Source organism: Lacinutrix venerupis (assembly GCF_001971745.1).
Classification (GTDB): domain Bacteria; phylum Bacteroidota; class Bacteroidia; order Flavobacteriales; family Flavobacteriaceae; genus Lacinutrix; species Lacinutrix venerupis.
The window spans coordinates 668873-687506 of record NZ_CP019352.1 but is presented as its reverse complement, the minus strand read 5'-3'; the positions used below and the strand labels follow the sequence as shown (position 1 = coordinate 687506).

Annotated in this window: 13 protein-coding genes; 1 reads left to right on the top strand and 12 read right to left on the bottom strand. The window is 33.2% G+C overall.

Going from position 1 to position 18634, the window contains the following annotated elements:
• Window positions 1-54 precede the first annotated feature (54 nt).
• The 10 genes from queG to BWR22_RS03020 all read right to left on the bottom strand — a co-directional run bounded on the left by queG (window position 55) and on the right by BWR22_RS03020 (window position 13868).
• Complete coding sequence (queG, locus tag BWR22_RS03065) at window positions 55-981, bottom strand: tRNA epoxyqueuosine(34) reductase QueG (RefSeq protein WP_083678191.1); 927 nt, start codon at window positions 979-981, stop codon at window positions 55-57.
• The gene (gene ruvB, locus BWR22_RS03060) at window positions 981-2003 is read right to left on the bottom strand and encodes a Holliday junction branch migration DNA helicase RuvB (RefSeq protein WP_076731966.1); all 1023 of its coding nucleotides are present in this window, start codon (window positions 2001-2003) and stop codon (window positions 981-983) included. The genes queG and ruvB overlap by 1 nt, the downstream gene beginning before the upstream one ends.
• 165 nt (window positions 2004-2168) lie before the next feature.
• Window positions 2169-3956: a cytochrome c oxidase subunit I gene (locus BWR22_RS03055; protein WP_076731965.1), complete on the bottom strand. Its 1788-nt coding sequence runs from the start codon at window positions 3954-3956 to the stop codon at window positions 2169-2171.
• 27 nt (window positions 3957-3983) lie between these two features.
• Window positions 3984-5060: a cytochrome c oxidase subunit II gene (locus BWR22_RS03050; RefSeq protein ID WP_076731964.1), complete on the bottom strand. Its 1077-nt coding sequence runs from the start codon at window positions 5058-5060 to the stop codon at window positions 3984-3986.
• 27 nt (window positions 5061-5087) lie between these two features.
• On the bottom strand, window positions 5088-6482 hold the full coding sequence (locus BWR22_RS03045) for a quinol:cytochrome C oxidoreductase (protein ID WP_076731963.1): 1395 nt from the start codon (window positions 6480-6482) through the stop codon (window positions 5088-5090).
• 21 nt (window positions 6483-6503) lie between these two features.
• Window positions 6504-7061 carry a c-type cytochrome gene (locus tag BWR22_RS03040; RefSeq protein ID WP_198033389.1) on the bottom strand — a complete coding sequence of 186 codons (558 nt, stop codon included), beginning with the start codon at window positions 7059-7061 and terminating at the stop codon, window positions 6504-6506.
• A 9-nt stretch (window positions 7062-7070) separates the two neighbouring features.
• Window positions 7071-7607: a DUF3341 domain-containing protein gene (locus tag BWR22_RS03035; protein WP_076731962.1), complete on the bottom strand. Its 537-nt coding sequence runs from the start codon at window positions 7605-7607 to the stop codon at window positions 7071-7073.
• Between the two features lie 9 nt (window positions 7608-7616).
• On the bottom strand, window positions 7617-9347 hold the full coding sequence (gene nrfD / locus BWR22_RS03030) for an NrfD/PsrC family molybdoenzyme membrane anchor subunit (protein WP_076731961.1): 1731 nt from the start codon (window positions 9345-9347) through the stop codon (window positions 7617-7619).
• A 34-nt stretch (window positions 9348-9381) separates the two neighbouring features.
• Entirely contained in the window at window positions 9382-12483 is a 3102-nt protein-coding gene (locus tag BWR22_RS03025; protein WP_076731960.1) for a TAT-variant-translocated molybdopterin oxidoreductase, read from the bottom strand.
• An 86-nt stretch (window positions 12484-12569) separates the two neighbouring features.
• Window positions 12570-13868 (bottom strand): cytochrome c3 family protein, encoded by a 1299-nt coding sequence (locus BWR22_RS03020; protein WP_076734351.1) that lies wholly within the window; start codon window positions 13866-13868, stop codon window positions 12570-12572.
• A gap of 212 nt (window positions 13869-14080) precedes the next feature.
• Between BWR22_RS03020 and BWR22_RS03015 the strand changes: the two genes are divergently transcribed.
• Window positions 14081-14473, top strand: coding sequence for an SPOR domain-containing protein (locus BWR22_RS03015; protein WP_076731959.1), 393 nt, complete (start codon window positions 14081-14083; stop codon window positions 14471-14473).
• Between the two features lie 109 nt (window positions 14474-14582).
• Here BWR22_RS03015 and infB read toward each other — a convergent pair whose 3' ends face one another.
• Both infB and nusA read right to left on the bottom strand, forming a co-directional pair.
• A complete protein-coding gene (gene infB, locus BWR22_RS03010; RefSeq protein ID WP_076731958.1) occupies window positions 14583-17357 on the bottom strand; it encodes a translation initiation factor IF-2 in 2775 nt (924 codons plus the stop codon).
• 35 nt (window positions 17358-17392) lie between these two features.
• Complete coding sequence (nusA, locus tag BWR22_RS03005; RefSeq protein ID WP_076731957.1) at window positions 17393-18625, bottom strand: transcription termination factor NusA; 1233 nt, start codon at window positions 18623-18625, stop codon at window positions 17393-17395.
• Window positions 18626-18634: the final 9 nt, after the last annotated feature.

Below are 18634 nucleotides of genomic sequence, written 5' to 3'. Positions count from 1 at the left end.
AATTAATTTTATTTAGTCGAAAAAAAATGTAAATCATATCAATAATATATAAATTTATTTTAAAAAATTTATATTTCGCTGTAAACCAGAATACTTAGTTCTTTTTACTGCCGACTTTTGAAACACTTTTTTAAATACATCCTCGGTAATTTCTTCCCAATCTTTTTTAGACATACCTAAAAGTTCTGGATGCGGATTAAATAATGGTTCATTATGCGCTTTTGAAAATCTATTCCATGGACACACATCTTGGCAAACATCGCAACCAAACATCCAATTATCAAACTTACCTTTCATCTCGTTTGGCAATTCATTTTTGAGTTCTATTGTAAAATAACTTATGCATTTGCTTCCATCTACCACATAAGGTTCTACAATTGCTTGGGTTGGACAAGCGTCTATACATGCTGTACAAGTACCACAATGGTCTGAAACTATTGTGTCATACTCTAAATCTAAGTCGATAATTAATTCTGCAATAAAATAAAATGATCCTACTTGCTGTGTTAGTAAATTACTATGTTTACCTATCCAGCCTAATCCAGATTTTGCCGCCCAAGCTTTATCTAAAACTGGTGCAGAATCAACAAAAGCTCTTCCGCTTACTTCTCCAATTGTATCTTGTATAAAGTGCGTAAGCGTTTTTAGTTTTGATTTTATTACATGATGATAGTCATTACCATAAGCATACTTCGAAAGTTTTGGTGCTTTATTATCTTTTTGAGTTTCTTCTGGGTAATAATTAAGCAATAGAGAAATAACACTTTTAGAATCTTCAACTAGTTTTGTTGGGTCTAAACGCTTATCGAAATGGTTTTCCATATACCGCATTTCACCATTCATGTTTTTATTAAGCCAATTTTCTAATCGTGGTGCTTCATCTTCTAAAAACTCTGCTTTGCTTATACCACAAGATAAAAAACCGAGGCGTTTGGCTTCGGTTTTAATAAGACTTGTGTATTTAGCTTTGTTATTTATCATTAAAACAAACCTCCTTGTGTTGGTCCTTTAATTTTTCCTAAATGTTTATAAGCTAATTCTGTAACTTCTCTTCCTCGTGGTGTCCTCATAATAAAGCCTTGTTGAATTAAAAAAGGCTCGTAAACTTCTTCAATTGTTTCAGAACTTTCACTTACTGCTGTTGCAATAGTAGAAACACCAACTGGTCCTCCTTTAAACTTATCTATTATAGTTGAAAGAATTTTATTATCCATTTCATCTAGACCATATGCATCTACATTTAATGCTTCTAGACTAAATTTTGCTATCTTAATATCTATATTTCCGTTTCCTTTTATTTGCGCAAAATCTCTAACACGTCTTAACAATGCATTTGCTATTCTTGGTGTCCCTCTACTTCTACCTGCTATTTCTATAGCTGCTTCCATAGATATTGGTACATTTAATATTTGTGCGCTTCGTTGTATAATAGTACTCAATAATTCGGTAGAGTAATATTGTAAACGACTTTGTATACCAAAACGCGCTCTCATAGGTGCTGTTAGCAATCCTGATCGAGTTGTCGCGCCAACAAGTGTAAATGGGTTTAAATTTATTTGAACAGTTCTTGCATTTGGCCCAGATTCTATCATTATATCTATCTTATAATCTTCCATAGCGGAATAAAGATATTCTTCTACAATTGGACTTAATCTATGAATTTCGTCTATAAATAATACATCTCTATCATCAAGGTTTGTTAATAATCCAGCTAAATCTCCTGGCTTATCTAAAACAGGACCCGATGTTACTTTAATGCCTACATTAAGTTCGTTTGCTAATATATTTGCTAACGTAGTTTTACCTAAACCTGGAGGACCATGAAATAAAGTATGATCTAAAGCTTCGTTTCTTTGATTTGCTGCTTCTACAAAAACTTTTAAGTTTTCCAACACTTGATCTTGACCAGAAAAATCTTGGAAGGATAATGGTCTTAACGTTTTTTCAATATCAAATTCCTCAGGTGAAAAGTTATCGTTTGTTGGATTTAAGTTTTCGTTCATATTTATATTCGGCAAAAGCGGTAAAATTTTTAATATAATTCTGAAATACAGAGGCTGTTAAATTTACTTGCTTGTAATTTGTATAAACAAATATAAAGAAAAAGCCTATCGATTAACGATAGGCTATTATATAAAATTTATAAGACTTCTTATTTTTAAAGGAATTTAATGTTGTAATTCCTCTTCACCTTCTTTAAGTGGTACAATTTGAGATACCCAATCTTCATCTTGACCAGGCTTACTATAATCGTATGCCCAACGGTGTACACTTGGTATTTCTCCAGGCCAATTACCATGAACGTGTTCCACTGGTGTAGTCCATTCCATTGTGTTAGATTTCCATGGGTTTTGAGTTGCTTTCTTTCCAAAGAAAATACTACTAAATAAGTTGTATAAAAATACTAATTGAAAAACACCTCCTACTAAAGCAAACACAGTAATTACAACGTTTACATCTTGTAAATCATCAAATAAAGGGAAGTTACTGTTTGTATAATAACGTCTTGGTAAACCTGCCATTCCGATAAAGTGCATTGGGAAAAATACTCCGTAAGCACATATTGCTGTTACCCAAAAGTGAATATATCCTAAGTTTTTATTTAACATACGGCCATACATTTTTGGGAACCAGTGGTATATACCTGCAAACATTCCATAAAGAGCTGATATTCCCATTACTAGATGGAAGTGAGCTACTACAAAATATGTATCGTGAACATTAATATCTAAAGCACTATCTCCAAGAATTATTCCTGTTAAACCACCTGTAATGAAAGTAGAAACTAAACCAATTGAAAACAACATAGCTGGATTCATTTGAAGATTACCTTTCCAAAGTGTTGTAATATAGTTAAATGCTTTTACAGCCGATGGAATAGCAATTAATAGAGTTGTAAATGTAAATACAGAACCTAAGAATGGATTCATACCTGAAATAAACATATGGTGACCCCAAACAATTGTTGATAAGAAAGCAATTGCTAAAATTGAGGCAATCATAGCACGGTAACCAAAAATAGGTTTACGAGAATTAGTTGCAATAATTTCAGATGTAATACCTAATGCCGGTAATAATACAATGTATACTTCAGGGTGACCTAAGAACCAAAATAAGTGTTCAAATAATACTGGAGATCCACCTTGATAGTGTAAAACTTCACCTTGTATAAAAATATCTGATAAGAAGAAAGAAGTTCCAAAACTTCTATCCATTATTAAAAGTAAAGCTGCAGATAATAAAACAGGGAAAGATATTATACCTATTATAGCCGTAACAAAGAATGCCCATATAGTTAATGGTAACCTCGTCATTGACATACCTTTAGTACGTAAATTAATTACTGTAACAACATAATTTAGTGATCCTAATAATGAAGATGCAATAAATATAGCCATAGCAACTAACCACATCGTCATACCCGCTCCAGAACCTCCTTGAGCCATTGGTAAAGCACTTAACGGTGGATAAATTGTCCAACCTGCTGCTGCTGGACCGGCTTCCACAAAGAAAGATAATACCATGATTACACTAGAAATAAAGAATAACCAATAAGAAACCATATTAAGGAATCCAGAAGCCATATCTCGCGCTCCAATTTGTAATGGGATTAATAAATTACTAAAAGTACCACTTAATCCTGCTGTTAGTACAAAAAATACCATTATTGTACCATGAATTGTTACCAATGCTAGGTAAATATCTGCATCCATAACACCTTCTGGTGCCCATTTTCCTAATAATGTTTGAAAAATTACATTAGGCTCTTCTGGCCATGCAATTTGCATACGCATCATTAATGACATTATTACACCTATAACTCCCATAATAGTACCAGTAATTAGGTACTGCTTGGCAATCATCTTGTGATCTTGACTAAATATATATTTAGTTATAAATGTTTCTTTATGATGGTGATCGTCGTGAGCGTCGTGAGTATCTGCGTGTGCTGACATAATCTATATATCTTTATAATCTTTAAATTAATTATTTACTAGAGAATTTTTAAATGCTTTTTGTGTTTTAATCCAAGCATCATATTCTTCTTGAGTTTCTACAATTATTTTCATTTGCATATTGTAGTGAGATGTACCACAAATTTTATTACATAATAATAAATAATCGAATGTGTAAGGTTCTAAAGCTTCTTCACCATTGGCTACTAATTCTTTAGATTTTTCAACTCTAATATTATTAATGTTAGCTACTTTGTCTTTCATCTCTGGTGTATCACGCATTTCTGCAGTAGTTACAGTTGGAGTGAAACCAAATTGAGTAATCATACCTGGAACACAGTTCATTTGAGCTCTAAAATGTGGCATATAAGCAGAGTGTAATACATCTTGAGAACGCATTTTAAATAAGACTGGACGTCCAACTGGTAAGTGCAACTCTGTAGTAATAATATCATCTTGTGCATTTGGATCTGATTCATCAACACCTAATATATTAGCGCGATCAATATCAATTAATCTAACATTTGCCTTACCTAAAGTATTATCTTCACCTCCATAACGTGCTTTCCAGTTAAACTGTTGTGCATATAATTCAATAATTAATGGATCTTCTTCTTCATTAACATTCATTATTGTTGTCCATGTAAATAAACCTTGAATAATTAATATTGCTAAAACTATTACAGGTATTATTGTCCAAATAGCTTCTAATTTATTATTATCAGCATAAAATAATGCCTTTTTACCTTTTTCACCTCTATATTTAAAAGCAAAGTAGTGTAATAAAAATTGAGTTAATGTTTGTACTATGAAAATAATAATCATAGAAATAATCATTAAACTATCTATATCTGGGCCATGCTCTGAAGCAGAATTAGACATTAATGGTAAGTCTCCCCATTTAACAAAACATACAATAGTTATTACGTAGATAAAGATTAAAAATCCTATCATTAAGTAACCATTAATCTTGTTATCCTTATCGTTTGCGACCTGATCATTAGGTGCTGTTGAACTAAGTTGGGTTAAATCGAAAATTTTAACCATTTGCCAAATGGCAACTAAAATAAATACTAATACTAAAATTGATAATAAAGCCGTCATTGTTGTCGTTCTTCTTTATTGAATTTATTAATAATGAAAATGTTCACTTTCTTTAACAAATGGATTTCTTGATGGTGTTAATGGTGCTTTTGTAAGCGCTGTAAACACAATAAAGATAAATAATCCTGCAAAGAATAACATTGATGCAATTTCTGGAACTCCTATGTACCATTGGTCTCCAACTGTTGCTGGCATAATCATGTTGAATACATCAATATAGTGACCTGCTAATATTACAACACCTGCCATAACAATAAACCAAGGAACACGTTTGTAATCGCTATTCATTAATAATAATAATGGAAAGATAAAGTTCATAGCTAACATACCAAAGAATGGTAATTTATAGTCTTCGATTCTTGTTACAAAATATGTTACCTCTTCTGGGATATTTGAATACCAAATTAACATAAATTGAGAGAACCATAAATAAGTCCAAAAGATACTAAAAGCAAACATAAATTTTGCTAAATCATGCAAATGACTGTCGTTTACGTGTGGTAGTAAACCTTTTCCTTTTAAGTACATTGTAATAAAAGCAATTACAGTTACACCACAAACCATCATACCTGCAAATACATACCACCCGAATAATGTTGAGAACCAGTGTGGATCAACACTCATTATCCAGTCCCAAGACATCATAGATTCTGTATAGATAAAAAATACTAAAAAGGCTGCCGATATACGAAATGTCTTTTTAAAGTTTTTATTATCATCTGCTTTATCTTGTGCTATAGAGAACTTTCTAGAAAAATGTCTGTATAATGCCCATCCAGCAATAAAAACTAAACCTCTAATAATAAAGCCCCAGACATTTAACCAACCTGTTTTACCTTGTATTAACTTATCATGAGCTACTACATCTGGATCCATCCAAACAAATATACTGTTATGCCCAATAAAGTGAGATAATGCAGCAATTAATAATACAATTAAAGCTCCTGGTAATAAGTAAGCTGTTATTCCTTCCATTACTCTAAGTAATAATGGAGACCAACCAGCTTGAGATGCATATTGAATAGCATAAAAAGCTAATACTCCTAAAGAAATCATCATGAAAAAGAATGCTGCTACATAAAATGCAGACCATGGTCTATTATGCATTGCATGCATTACATGATTTACATGTTTAGTATGTTCATCTACTACTTCATGTCCACTATCATGTGAGTTATCTTGTTTAGTAGCGTGATCTGCTTTACTTGCTCCATGCGCAGTTGCTTCAACATGATGTACACCGTGTTCTTGAGTTGCTGCTTCTCCATGCCCACCTCCATGGTGAGATTCATTAGCTAACATTGTTTCTACTTCTTCAAATGATTTATTTGAATTTATAAAACCAAAGCCAACACCTAATGCTCCAACGACCATTAAAATGATTGCAGTTAATCTTAGTCTATTTGAAATTTTGTATTCCATTATATAATCTTTAACTAAATCTTATTTTTCTAAATCTGATTTCAATTTCATAACATATGAAACTACTTGCCAACGCTCTTCATTATTTAATTGATTTGCGTAAGAACCCATTGCATTTTTACCATAATATATTGTATGATAAACACTACCTTCGGTAATGGCTCTACCAGCATCATCGTAGCTTGGTATTCCAAGAATTTTTTCTCTTTTTACAAGATTACCTTGTCCATCTCCTTTTGTTCCATGACAAATACCACAATATATGTCGTATAAAACCTTTCCTCTAGCATGGTCTACTTGAGTAGAATCTAAAATACTTTTAAAGTTTGCTTTAGCTTCTTCGTATCCTTCTGTTGAATTTTCAATATCAAAAGGAGTATAACCTCTAGAAATTGTTCCTTCTGGTGGTAACTGTGCTTCTACTCCATTAGCAAAAGCATCAGATTCTTGATATGTATCGTATGGAACTGATTCGTACATGTTAGGCATGTATTCGTAATTAGGTCTCGAATCTTTTTTACAAGCCACAGTAGATATTAATATCAGCGCTAATAATGTTATGTTAAAAATACTCTTCATTGTTTAAAATTAATGCGTATTATTTACTACGTTTATTTCAACTGCACCTGTTTTAGATAATAAATCGTGCAATTCTCTTTCATTTCCATGATTAACTGGAATTTCCATTAAGAAATGGTCATCTGTAGTTCTTGGATCTGGGTTTTCAGCTTTTTTAAATGGCCACATTCTACTACGTAAGTAAAAAGTAATTACCATTAAATGCGCTGCAAAAAATACCGTTAATTCGAACATAATTGGTACAAATGCTGGCATGTTTTCTAAATAGCTAAAACTTGGTTTTCCACCAATATTTTGTGGCCAATCTTCTATCATAATGAAATTCATCATAATAGTAGCTACTGTTAATCCTACACAACCATACATAAATGCTGCGATTGCAATTCTCGTTGGCGCTAATCCCATTGCCTTGTCCAGTCCGTGAACAGGAAATGGTGTATATATTTCTTCAATGTGAAATCTTTTAGCTTTTACCGTTTTAACAGCTGCCATTAAGACATCATCGTCGTTATAAATAGCGTGAATTACTTTGTCTGAAGTTTCCATATGCTACTTTTAGTTTATTAATTTTTTAGCTTGTCCAGACCAATCATCACGTTCTGCTCTTCCTGGAAAAGAACCTGTAATTTCGTCTAACAATGTATATTCTCTATTTGTCATTTTACTAACCTGTGCGAAAGTAAATATTCCAATACTATTTAATGTTTGCTCCATTTTTGGACCAATTCCATTAATTACTTTTAAATCATCAGCAGTTTGTGTTGCTGGATCAAAGCTTCCTACGCCATCTAATAGGTTACTAACTTTAACATCATCTTTTGCAAAAGTTGGTGTTAACGTTGTTTCTTCTTTTAAAGAATAAACAGAAGTTCTTTCGTCTGCTCCTGTTCCCATTAAGCTTTGACCTGAATCTCTAAGATTTTTATATTTATCTCCAGAAGATTTTAATATTGTTTTTACTTCGGCTTGAGCTATTACTGGGAATGTTCTTGAGTACAATAAGAATAATACAAAGAAGAATCCAATTGTTCCAATAAAAATCCCAATATCAACAAAGGTTGGAGAGAACATTGTCCAAGATGATGGTAAATAATCTCTGTGTAATGATGTTACAATAATTACAAAACGTTCAAACCACATTCCAATATTTACAACAATTGAAATTACGAAAGAGAACATAATACTTGTACGTAACTTTTTAAACCACATAAACTGAGGAGAAAATACATTACAAGACATCATTGCCCAATATGCCCAAGCATATGGTCCAGTTGCTCTATTTAAAAACGCATATTGTTCGTATTCTACACCAGAATACCAAGCTACAAATAACTCTGTAATATAAGCTACACCAACTATAGAACCAGTAAGCATAATTACAATATTCATTAATTCAATATGCTGAACAGTAATATAATCTTCAAGGTTACACACTTTTCTCATAATGATAAGAAGTGTATTTACCATTGCAAATCCAGAGAAAATTGCACCTGCAACGAAGTATGGTGGGAATATAGTTGTATGCCAACCTGGTATTACAGATGTTGCGAAATCAAACGATACAATAGTGTGTACAGAAAGTACTAATGGTGTTGCTAAACCTGCAAGTACTAAAGATACTTCTTCAAAACGTTGCCAATCTTTAGCTCTTCCTGTCCATCCAAAGCTTAATAAGCTATATATTTTCTTTTGAAAGGGTTTAATTGCTCTATCTCTTAACATTGCAAAATCTGGAAGTAAACCTGTCCACCAGAATACTAATGATACAGATAAGTACGTTGAAATTGCAAATACATCCCAAAGTAAAGGAGAATTAAAGTTTACCCAAAGAGAACCAAATTGGTTTGGTATTGGTAATACCCAGTAAGCTAACCATGGACGTCCCATGTGAATAACTGGAAATAATCCTGCTTGGACAACAGAGAAAATTGTCATTGCTTCTGCAGAACGGTTAATTGCCATTCTCCATTTTTGACGGAAAAGTAATAGTACTGCAGAAATTAATGTTCCTGCGTGACCAATACCTACCCACCAAACAAAGTTAGTAATATCCCAAGCCCAACCAACGGTCTTGTTTAATCCCCAAGTTCCAATTCCTGTAGATATTGTGTAAACCATACAGCCAACTCCCCAAAGGAAAGCTACTAATGCAATTGAAAATACAATCCACCAGTGTTTATTGGCTTTTCCTTCTACAGGTGCCGCAATATCTACGGTAACATCGTGATACGATTTATTGCCTGTAACTAAAGGTCTTCTAATAGGTGCTTCGTAATGAGACGCCATAATCCTTTTATAATTGTTCGTTAATTAATTTTTTTTATCCTTTCGTATTTCTCACTTTAGTATGATACTGAACATTAGGTTTAGTACCAACACTTTCTAATAAGTGATACATACGATCGTCTTTTAAAAGTTTTGCAACTTTACTTTCTTTATCGTTTATATCTCCAAATACCATTGCTCCGCTTCCACAAGCTGCAGAACATGCTGTTTGGAATTCACCATCCTTAATAACACGTCCATCACGTTTTGCGTCAAGAATTGTTTTTTGTGTTTTTTGAATACACATAGAACATTTTTCCATTACACCACGAGAACGTACTGTTACATCTGGATTAAGAACCATACGCCCTAAATCATCATTCATATGATAATCAAACTCATCGTTACCAGCATATAAGAACCAGTTGAAACGACGTACCTTATAAGGACAGTTGTTTGCACAATATCTTGTACCTACACAACGGTTATACGCCATATGGTTTTGACCTTGACGGCCATGTGATGTTGCTGCTACTGGACAAACAGTCTCACAAGGAGCATGATTACAGTGCTGACACATTACTGGTTGAAAGGCTACCTGCGGATTATCTGCAGCAACTTCTAATTCACCAAATCCACCTAAAGAACCATTATCTCCAAATAAACCACTAAATCCTTCTTTTTTAGCATCATCTGCTTCAAAAGATTCTTCAGAAGAATAATATCTATCAATACGTAACCAATGCATATCACGACTACGGCGAATTTCTTCTTTACCTACAACAGGAACGTTGTTTTCTGCATGACAAGCAATAACACAAGCTCCACAACCTGTACAGGCATTTAAATCTATAGATAAATTAAAGTGATGTCCTATTGAACGATCAAATTCATCCCATAAATCTACGTCAGGAGAAGTAACTGGAGTTTCTTCATGATTTAAAGAAACCATAGGAACTGCATTCCAATGCGATTTATCTTTAGTATTAAAAATCTCTAATGTAGTTTCTTTAACAATGTCTCCACGACCCATTAAAGTATTTTGTAATTGAACACAAGCGAACTCATGTAGTCCAGCTGCTTTTGTTACAGTTACATTTTGTATATTATTGAAACCGTTATATAATGCATAAGCATTTACTCCAGTTTGCATTTCTTCTTTTAAACCAGCTTTTTTACCATAACCTAATGCTAAACCAACTGAACCTTTAGCTTGACCTGGTTGAATAATTACAGGAACAGTAATGGTCTTTCCATTTACAGTAATATCTGCATAACTACCATTTAATGCACCTGTAGCTTCGTGTTCGTTTATTAATTCTAACGCTTTTGCATCTGCTGCAGATACTGTTAAATAATTATCCCAAGAGGTTCTAGTAATTGGATCCGGAAATTCTTGTAACCAAGGATTGTTAGCCTGCTGTCCATCTCCCATTCCTACTTTAGTATATAAAGTAAGTTCCATTCCTTTTGAAGTAGCACTAGCGGCTAAAGCTCTAGCAGCATTTCCAGAAGGTGATACCATTTCATCTTCAGAAACTTCTGTTGTATCTTCAATTAGATCTCCAGAACTTTTAGATATAAATGAACCATCATGCAATGCTTGATTAAACGATGCTCCTCCTAAAATTGAAGTATTCCAAACGTTTTTAACGTAATCGCTATATTTAACATCACTACCTATCCAAAGTAGTAGAGCTTCTTGAAACTGCTTAGTATCAAATAGAGGACGAATAGTTGGTTGAATTAAACCATAATGACCTTTTTTAAACTCTACATCTCCCCAACTTTCTAAATAATGAGGAGCAGCAGCAACGTATTGTGTTGCAGAAGCTGTTTCATCTACCTTCATTGAAAAAGTAATAGATAAATCAGTGTTTTTTAATCCTTCAGCAAATTCTGAAGCATTTGGTAATGTATATAATGGATTTACTCCACTCATAATAATAGCACCAACTCTACCTGCTTTCATATCTGCAACTAAAGCTGTAACTGCTTTATCATTTCCTTGTCTTGTTCTAATTGGTTTTTTAGGATTGAATGCTTTACTACTTAAAGCTTCATTAATTTCTAAAACAACCGTTTGTGCATTTACATCTTGAATACCTGTAACTACAACTCCTGCACTTCCAGCTTTTCTTAACTCTGAAGCTGCATCTTGAACTGCCTTTTCTATTGCTGGCGATAGGCTTCCTGAAAAAGCTCCACCAACTATTAAACTGTGTAATTTCGCTAAAGCTAATTTTTGCTGAGTTGGTGTTAAAGGCACACGCTTATCTGCATTTGCTCCAGCAAGAGACATATTAGATTCGAACTGAATATGACGAGACATTTTTCCATTTGTTGGAACACGTCCTTGAGAATACCCAGAATCGAAACCTCCTCCTTGCCAATCACCTAAAAAATCTGCACCAAAACCAACAATAGTTGCTGCCAATGAAAAATCATAATCTGCTAAACCTCTCTCGTTGTATTTTGCTTGAAAGGCATCTAATGCAGCAGACTCTGAAACAGCATCATAAATCACATGGTTTACATTGCCATATTTTTCTTTAAATTCTGAAATTAGCTTAGATGTAGATGGACTTGCAAAAGTTTGTGTTAATAAAACAATTTGCTTTCCACTACCTTTTAATGCATTTAATTTTTGAGTGGTTTCTGAAGTTAAAGTTGACCATGAAATAGCGCTTTCACCTTTCATTGGACTTTGCACCCTTAAACTATCATATAATCCTAAAACAGAAGCATTAACTCTTGCATTTGCACCACCATCGGTAGCTGCAAGATTATTGTTTTCAATTTTAATTGGACGACCTTCTCTAGTTTTCACTAAAACACTTGCAAAATCAAAACCATCTGCAATTGAAGTTGCATAATAATTTGCAACACCAGGAATAATAGAATCTGGCTGAACTACGTAAGGAATTGATTTAATTACTGGCCCTTCACAAGCAGCTAGAGAAGCTGCAGCTGTACTAAAGCCGACGTATTTTAAGAAATCACGACGCGTTGTAGAAGAACCTTCTAATGTCTCCTTGTTACCAAGAAACTCATCTGTAGGAATTTCATTTACAAACTCGTTTTGTTTTAGCGTCTCAACAATAGAGCTATCTTTTAGCTCCTCAACACTTTTCCAGTATTTCTTGTTTGATGACATATTATATAATTGAATTACTTCTTAATTTATTTTTTATTAACCTCTTTAAGAGATTCTTTTTTTAGATCTTATTAAAATTATTATTTTTAATAATGACACTTACCACACTCTAAACCTCCCATTTGAGCTGCTGTCAACTTCTCAACACCATACTTCTTAGATAGTTCTTCGTGTATTTTAGTATAGTAATTGTTATCTTTTACGTTAACATTTGTCTCTCTATGACAGTTAATACACCAACCCATAGTTAAAGGAGCATATTGATACATAACTTCCATTTCTTCAACTGGACCATGACAAGTTTGACATGCTACTCCTGCAACTGAAACGTGCTGAGAGTGGTTAAAATATGCAAAATCTGGCAGGTTATGGATTCTTGTCCATTTTACTGGACTAGTTTCTCCTGTATACTTCTGTTCTGCATCACTCCAACCAACTGCTTTATAAAGTTTTTGAATTTCAGCATTATAATCTACACCATATTCAGCCATTCCTTCAGATTGTGTTTCTGGAGCAACTTCATAAATTGACTTATGACAATTCATACAAACATTTAAAGAAGGAATACCAGATGTTTTACTAACTCTTGCTGAAGAGTGACAATATTTACAATCGATACCATTATCTCCTGCATGAATTCTATGAGAATAGTGAATTTCTTGAACCGGCTCATAACCTTGGTTTACGCCAACTTGCATAAAGTAACCGTAAACAAAATAACCTGATGCTAATAAAAACAATATAGCCGTTACTAATACTAAAAATTGATTATCAACAAACGCTTTCCATAATGGCTTAGATTTTTCTTTTGCCGAAACCTCAATTCCTTTTGCTTCTGCAAAATTACGCAGCGTTCTGTTTACTAAAAATAAAGCTCCTGCTAATATTGCAAACAATAAAGCTAACGCTCCTAAAATTAATCCGTTTGAGTTAGTATCATTTTGAGGATTAGCATTTACTCCTTGACCATCAACTGGAACTTCAGGAGCCGGTGGCGCAGCAGCTGTATAAGCTAAAATATTATCTATCTCAGCATTTGTTAATTGTGGAAAAGCCGTCATCGCAGTACCATTGTACTCTTCAAATATCTTATTCGCATAAGCATCTCCAGACTTAACCATGCCTGCACTATTTTTTATCCAAGAGTACAACCATTCTCTATCAAGACCCTCATCATCAGCTAAACGCGTTTCAACGTTTGCTAAAGCTGGACCTGTCATTTTTTTATTTAATTTATGACAAGAAGCACAATTAGCATTAAACAATGCTTTACCTGCTACTGCATCTCCATTTTGAGCGGAAAGACTAGTAGAAAAGGCTAGTAAAAAAATTAAGCAGAAATGAAGAATATTAAAACCTAATTTGCGGTGAATCACCTGTTTCATATTATTGATTGAATTTACTTCTAAACTTTGGTATGATTTTTTCATCTATATCTAAAAATACAGTTATAAAAAACTTTAGCAAAAGTAATATATAAAGTCCATTTTAGAAATCTTAAAGAACTCTTAATTTCTAATTTAGAGAAATTCTAAATAAGAAAAAGAGCTTTTCTTTCGTTTAATACTTTTACATTTGCATTAAATTTATTTTAAATATGAATACTAAATCTCTAAAAATCCTATGTTTATCTTTAGGATTAACACTTTCAAGTAGTATTATTTTTGCTCAACAAGGAACTGTTACAATAAATCAAAATCCAGAAATTTCTACTTTATTAGAGTTAAAAAAACAAATAAATGCAGAAGATGAAGACAGCAATCGTTACAAAATTCAGATATATTCTGGTTCTAGAACTCGTGCAGAAAGCATAGAAAATAGTTTTGATAGCTCTTTTAATTCTTGGTCTTCAAAATTAGTTTACGAAACACCAAACTATAAGATTTGGGTGGGTAGTTTTAGAACACGATTGGAAGCAGATAAAGCATTAATGAAAATAAAGAAAAAGTTTCCTAGTGCATTTATTTTTAAACCTAAGAAAAAAGATTAAACATCTTACTTATTAAATTAAGATAAAAGTAAAAGCCGTTTTCAATTATTGAAAACGGCTTTTTTAATTTATAGAGTTAAACACTCTTATTTATGGGTTTTAAAAGAAATTATTTTAATTTCTTCTTAACTTCAACTTCGTGGAATGCTTCAATTACATCGCCTTCTTTAATATCGTTGTAATTTTTAATTTGCATACCACAGTCGTAACCTTTACCAACTTCTTTAACATCATCTTTAAAACGTTTTAACGATGCTAATTCACCTGTATAAACTACAACTCCATCACGTATTAAACGTATTTGTGAATTTCTATATATTTTACCATTCATCACCATACATCCTGCAATAGTTCCAACTTTAGAAACTTTAAACATTTCTCTAATCTCTGCTGTACCAGTAACTTCTTCTTTTACTTCTGGAGATAACATACCTTCCATAGCATCTTTAAGATCGTTAATAGCATCGTAGATAATAGAATATGTTCTGATATCGATTTCTTCAGTATCTGCTACTTGTCTTGCATTACCTACTGGACGTACATTAAATCCAATAATAATCGCATCTGATGCGGTTGCTAACAACACATCACTCTCTGTAATTGCTCCTACTCCTTTATGAATGATATTTACATGAATTTCTTCAGTAGATAGTTTCTGGAAAGAATCTGTTAAAGCCTCTACAGAACCATCAACATCACCTTTAAGTATAATATTAAGCTCTTGGAAATCTCCTAACGCTATACGACGACCAATCTCGTCTAATGTAATATGACGTTGTGTTCTAACCGATTGCTCACGTTGCAGTTGCGCACGCTTTGTTGCAATTTGTTTTGCTTCACGCTCATCTGCAAAGACATTAAACTTATCACCTGCTTGAGGTGCTCCATCTAATCCTAATATTGAGACAGGTGTTGATGGTCCGGCTTCGGCAACATCATTTCCACGCTCATCGTGCATTGCTTTAATTTTACCACTATTTTTTCCAGCTAAAACGTAGTCACCTATTCTTAAGGTACCTGCTTGTACTAATATTGTTGACACATATCCACGACCTTTATCAAGGAAAGCTTCTACAACTGTACCAACTGCTGGTTTATTTGGGTTTGCTTTAAGCTCTAATAATTCTGCTTCTAGCAATACTTTTTCTAATAATTCTTGAACTCCCGTTCCTACTTTTGCTGAAATATCATGAGATTGAATTTTACCTCCCCAATCTTCTACTAATAAATTCATTTGTGCTAATCCACTTTTAATATTTTCTGGATTTGCATCTGGCTTATCTATTTTATTTATAGCAAATACTATTGGAACTCCCGCAGCTTGTGCATGAGATATAGCTTCTTTTGTTTGCGGCATGATATCATCGTCTGCAGCGGCTACAATAATAGCAATATCTGTTACTTGAGCACCACGTGCACGCATGGCAGTAAAGGCTTCGTGACCCGGTGTATCTAAAAATGCTATTTTTTGACCATTTTCTAATTGTACTCCATAAGCTCCAATGTGCTGAGTAATTCCACCTGATTCTCCTGCAATTACATTTTCTTTACGAATATAATCTAGAAGTGATGTTTTACCATGATCTACGTGACCCATTACAGTTACAATTGGCGCACGTTCTATTAAGTCTTCTGGCTTATCTTCTACTTCAACAATAGATTCTTCTATGTCTGCAGTTACAAATTCTACTTTATATCCAAATTCTTCTGCTACGATTGATAATGTTTCTGCATCTAAACGCTGATTCATTGTAACCATCATACCTAAAGACATACAAGCTGAGATAATTTGTGTTACACTAACATCCATCATAGTTGCAACCTCACTTGCTGTAACAAACTCTGTTACTTTAAGGATTTTGCTTTCTGCTGCTTCGATTTGCTCATCGATTTCAGTCTGTTCTCTATGCTGATCTCTTTTATCTCTTCTATATTTAGCGCCTTTTCCTTTACTAGATTTTCCTTGAAGTTTTTCAAGAGTTTCTCTAATTTGTTTTTTTACATCTTCTTCGCTAGGCTCTGCTTTTACAATATTTCTACGGCCTTGTCCTTTTTTACCTTTAAATCTATCATTTCCGCCACGATTATTTCCTCCTGATCCAGGTTTATTGTCTCCTGGTTTTGATATACGACGGCGTTTTTTCTTATTAGAATCGTCAGATTTTTTTACAGGTTCTTTCTTTTTCTTTGGTTTATTAAATTGAGATAAATCTATTTTTTTACCTGCAATTTTAGGACCTGTAAGTTTTTTATACTGAGTTTCAACAGTTTCTGGCTCTGGAGTTGTAGTTTCTGTAGAGGTTGTCTCTTTTGGAGTGACTTTTTCCACTGTTTTAGGCTCTACAACTTTTGGCTCTGATTTTTTAGGCTCAACCTTTTTAGGTTCTTCCTTCTTAGAAATTGTTTCTTTTTTAGCTTCTACTTTAGCTGAAGGTTTAGTTTCTGCTTTTTCTTCTTTTTTAGAAGTTTCTGCTTTTACTTCAGGTTTTTCAACTTTAATTTCCTTCTTTTTAGAATCTAAATCGATTTTACCAACCTTTTTAGGGCCAGAAAGCGTTTTTGTTGCTTTTACAACTTCTTCCTCTTTGGCTTTGGCAGCTGCTTTTGCTTCTTCTTCTTTTTGCTTCGCTTCTATGGCTTTTTCACGTTTAATACGTAAATCTTCCTTTTCTTTCTGCTTAGCTTCACTAACCGCTTGAGATTTCATCTTTTTACTTGCGTCTGTCTCGAATTCGTCTGAAAGAATTTTATATGTTTCTTCAGAAATTTTCGTGGTTGGACGCTTCTCTACTTCGACACCTTTGGAATCTAAAAATTCCACAGCACGATCTAAAGAGATGTTAAGCTCACGTAGTACTTTATTTAATCTAATCGTTTCAGCCATAAATTGCCTTTACCTTAATTTTACTCAAATATATGTTAATCTTCGAATTCTTCCTTAAGAATTCTTATAACATCTAATATTGTTTCTTCTTCTAAGTCTGTTCTTTTTACTAAATCTGCAACATCTTGCTCTAATACACTTTTTGCTGTATCTAAACCTGCTTTGCTAAATTCTTTTATAACCCATGCTTCAATCTCATCAGAGAATTCTCTTAATTCCACATCTTCTTCTGCTCCTTCTCTAAACACATCTATCTCATAACCTGTTAGTTGTCCTGCTAAGCGAATATTATGTCCTCCACGACCAATTGCTTTACTAACTTCTTCTGGTTTTAATATAGCTTCTGCACGTTTATTTTCTTCATCTATTTTAATTGATGTAACACGTGCTGGACTTAATGCTCTTGTTATATATAGTTGTAAATTATTAGTATAGTTTATAACGTCTATATTTTCGTTTCCTAATTCACGTACAATACCGTGTATTCTAGAACCTTTCATACCTACACAAGCTCCAACAGGATCTATTCTATCATCATAAGAATCTACAGCTACTTTTGCTTTTTCTCCAGGTATTCTTACAACGTTTTTAATTGTAATTAAACCATCGAATACTTCTGGTATTTCAGATTCAAATAATTTCTCTAAGAATTTAGGAGATGTACGCGACATAATAATTGCCGGCTTATTTCCTTTTAACTCTACACTATCAATAATTCCTCTTACATTATCTCCTTTTCGGAAAAAATCTGAAGGTATTTGTTTGTCTTTTGGTAAAATAATTTCGTTACCTTCATCATCTAACAAGATTACAGCTCTGTGACGAATATGGTGCACTTCTGCAGTATATAAATCGCCTTCTAATTCTTTAAATTGCTTAAAGATATTTGTATTATCGTGTTCGTGAATTTTAGAAATTAAATTTTGGCGTAATGCTAAAATAGCACGACGTCCAAGATCTATTAGCTTAACTTCTTGAGATACATCTTCACCTACTTCAAAATCTGGTTCAATTTTTCTAGCTGCTGATAAAGAAATTTCTTGATTAGGTTCTTCTACTTCTCCATCTGCTACTACAACTCTATTTCTCCAAATTTCTAAATCTCCTTTATCAGGATTTATAATAATATCAAAATTATCATCATCTCCAAACTTCTTCTTTAAGGCATTTCTAAATACATCTTCTAAAATCGCCATAAGCGTAACACGATCGATTAATTTATCGTCTTTAAACTCTGAAAATGATTCAATTAACGCTATATTTTCCATTATTCTACT